Below are 3,189 nucleotides of genomic sequence, written 5' to 3'. Positions count from 1 at the left end.
ATCTATTTTATCATCGCTGCAGGTTGCAAAAGAGAACGAATGCAGGACCGAGAAGCGGAGGGGAGACACCCGCCTTGCATTCCTGCACACGGTATGTCAACCCGACCTCTGGTCCTCCAGAGTCCTGAAAATTTATTTCCTTCCGTACCTCAGGAACCCGGCGATAGCGAGAGCGGTACCCGCAGTCGCAATGAGAAAGCCCGGTGCCTCTGGCGTCCCGGTCTGCGATGGAGTCGGGGTCTCTGTCGACATCCCGGCATCCTGTACGGCCGCACTCGAGACGACCCATCCATCAGCGTTACCGTCCATCCTCGACCACCCGGCAGAGACAATTTCTCCGGACTGCGTCAGGAACACAGAACTCAGTCTGCCTTTCCAGGCATTCCAGACCTGACCGTCGACGACCTTCCCGTTATAGTCGATGACCTGGACCTGCGGCACAGAACCCCAGCGCCCGGCGAGGACATACCCCGTTCCCGGAATTTCTGCCATTGCATGGACCTCAAAGCCGGGTATTTTCTGTTCCCACTCGATGACGCCTGCGTCGTCGGTCTTCGCGGCCCACGCATCTGTTATGACCGTGGCCCTTCCGGTCTCATTATTGATAGAAGTCATCGATCCGCCGAGCAGATACCCGTCGTCCACTGCCAGAGACGTCAGGAGAATACGGTCGGCGAGATCTTTAGCCCACATCTCTTTTCCCGAGGCATCAGTCTTCATGATCCACGAGGAGACAGACCCCTCGACCGTCGGTCCATCTGTCCCCCCGACGAAGATGGACCCGTCTGCTGCCGTGGCAATGGTGCGTGCCGCTCTTTCGGGGTAGGTCTCTGCCCGGACCTCCGTACCCGCGAGATCGTAGATACCGACAAATGTCTCAGTCTCTCCGGCATGTTTCCACAACCATCCGCTCACCGCGATTTTATCATCGGGCAATCTGTCGAGACCGGTGAGACGCAGTCCATCAATGGTGACATTCCAGAGAGGGGTCCCGGCGGCATCAATCCTGCTGAGACTCGATGCGCCTGTGGCATTGGCCCAGTCGGTGACGGTAAGAAAACCGCCGTCGACGGTATATGCCCCCACAATTGCCCCGCCGTCTTCGAGCGGGACAACGGCGACGACGCAGTCACCCCCGGGCGTGGTATTCCACTGCTCGACACCTTTTGAATCGGTTTTTATGAGAAGGGCGCTGTCATTCCCGTTGCCGTACCCGAATCCGCCCAGCAGGTATCCCCCGTCCCCTGTTTGTCCGGCGGCGAAAATGTCGGTGTACGTCCCCTTGTGGAAGGTTGTATTCAATTCCCCCGTCCAGTCGACGGAGATCGCTCCTGCCGATATGACAAGGAGACTGCCCAGGAGAAGGCAGCATATCCCTTTTTTTATCCGTTGTGCATGTAATGTACCTGTTGCCATAGGAAGTCCCACCTCTGATATAACACGTGTACAACTCTCATCTTTCATATTTTTGGCCTCGATCGAGTGCACGAGTGTTCCGTCACCCGGCTTTTCCCCTCGTGCCCGGAAAGAGACAGTCACTCTCTTGAGGGTGTTTGCCGGCAGGGCCCACTGGGTTAGCCCGGCCGCCAGGCCCTAAATTTTCTGGTCTGTCTCCGACGTTCCACTCACGCCGTATGCGTGACCTTCAGTCCCTCGTTGTCGACCGCCGTCGAGAGCGCCACCGAGAGGCCGAGGCCGTCGGCGATCTCCCTGATCTCATCTTCTGATTTCGCGGTGATGACGGCGATAGATGGACCGACCGAACTCATGCCCACGAACTCGACCCCTGCCTCGCGCAGTCTGCTCATGATGTTGTAGATCGCAAAGTCGTGGTGCTCGATCTCGGCCCTCTTCGATCCCCTGAACTCGATCTCCCACATCACGTCACCGGCCTTCTTGAGGTCACCCCGCTCGAGCGCGGGCAGCAGGTCCATCAGGACCATATAAGCCTTGATCGGGCGATCGCGGTAGTCAAGGTCGCGTGCACGGTTCATGAGGAGTTCGAACTCACTCTTTCCCGAGGAGGAGATGCCGCTCTGCGGGATGATGACGAAGACATTCTTTCCCTCGGCAAAGGGATGGCGGTATGCGATGGTCAGTTCGTCGCCCATGACGACAAAGCCGCCGTAGGTGCTTGCGGCCGGGCCGACGCCGGTCTCGAAGCCGAAGGCGACCCGGTCATTGTCTTCGGCCGTCTCCTCGACGAAGTTCTTCCCGACGAGGATGCGGAGTTCCTCGGCGGTGAGAGGGGAACCGAGAGCCGCGTTCATTGCGTGACAGACGGCAAGGAGCATTGTCCCGGTCGACCCGAGGCCGACATGCTTGTAGTGGTGGTCGCTTGCGGCGATCCTGAACCCGCCCGTGTACCCCACTGTCGCCCGGAATGCTTCGACGATATGCCTGATGATCGGCGTACGCTCATACTCGATCTCGATGCCGTCGGCGGTGCACTCCGCACGTGCTGTGCTGTACACCTGGACGGCATATCCAAAACCCCCCCCGCCCGGTTGGTCGGGAGCGAAGCGGTTCATGTCCAGGACTGTCGAGTGGATGCGTGCCGGGGCCCGGACCGTAAACGTGCCTGGTTGAGGCACAGGTCTGAGGGGTCGGTCGATCCTGAGGGGGCGGATGTTTGTCCCTGCTGTGAAGGGCTCGAACTCGTATTCAACGAGGTCGAGGTCGCCGCCCCTGATCTTCATCAATGGCATGCCTGTTTCTATGAGCGGTCAAAGAAGATATTCTTCCCTGATGCCTTGAGGGGGATGGCATAAACGACGGTGCAGTCGGGGAGGAGTCCGAGAGTGCGGGCGCCGGCGCCGCCGGAGTAAAAGACCCTGTTGTCGACGTTGTGCATGGACGCCACCTTTACCGCCGACCCGACGGCGATGCCGAGGTCGGTGATCCTGACCGCACAGTTCGGCCCTTTGAAGGGGGCGTCATCTGTTCTCGCCGTCTTGATAGCGGCGGCCATATCCGCACAGGTCGGGTGGCCGCACCCGCCGCAGTTGACGCCTGCGGTCTGCTGGCCCCTGCACCCTATCAGAACACATGCATCCGCTTTCTCGATGTTCTTTGCGTCACGCAGAAAGAAGGCGAGGTTATGCTCCTCGCCATAGGCCCGCATCGCCGCCGCGAGTCCTGCAAGGTCGGTGCCGGTGAGCACCCTGACCTCGATTGTGTCGACGCCTT

At 59.6% G+C, this 3,189-nt stretch carries 3 protein-coding genes; all 3 read right to left on the bottom strand.

Translation table 11 applies throughout. The features are described from left to right. Positions 1-132: 132 nt before the first annotated feature. A complete protein-coding gene (locus tag Q0520_RS08780) occupies positions 133-1,416 on the bottom strand; it encodes a hypothetical protein (RefSeq protein ID WP_298668974.1) in 1,284 nt (427 codons plus the stop codon). A 209-nt stretch (positions 1,417-1,625) separates the two neighbouring features. Then, a complete protein-coding gene (locus tag Q0520_RS08775) occupies positions 1,626-2,708 on the bottom strand; it encodes a GHMP kinase (RefSeq protein ID WP_298668971.1) in 1,083 nt (360 codons plus the stop codon). An 8-nt stretch (positions 2,709-2,716) separates the two neighbouring features. Further along, positions 2,717-3,189: ferredoxin domain-containing protein (locus tag Q0520_RS08770; protein ID WP_298668968.1), on the bottom strand; the 473-nt coding region annotated here is incomplete at its 5' end.

It is taken from the genome of uncultured Methanofollis sp., assembly GCF_937919355.1.
Taxonomy (GTDB): Archaea; Halobacteriota; Methanomicrobia; order Methanomicrobiales; family Methanofollaceae; genus Methanofollis.
This window is presented reverse-complemented; position numbering and strand designations above follow the sequence as displayed.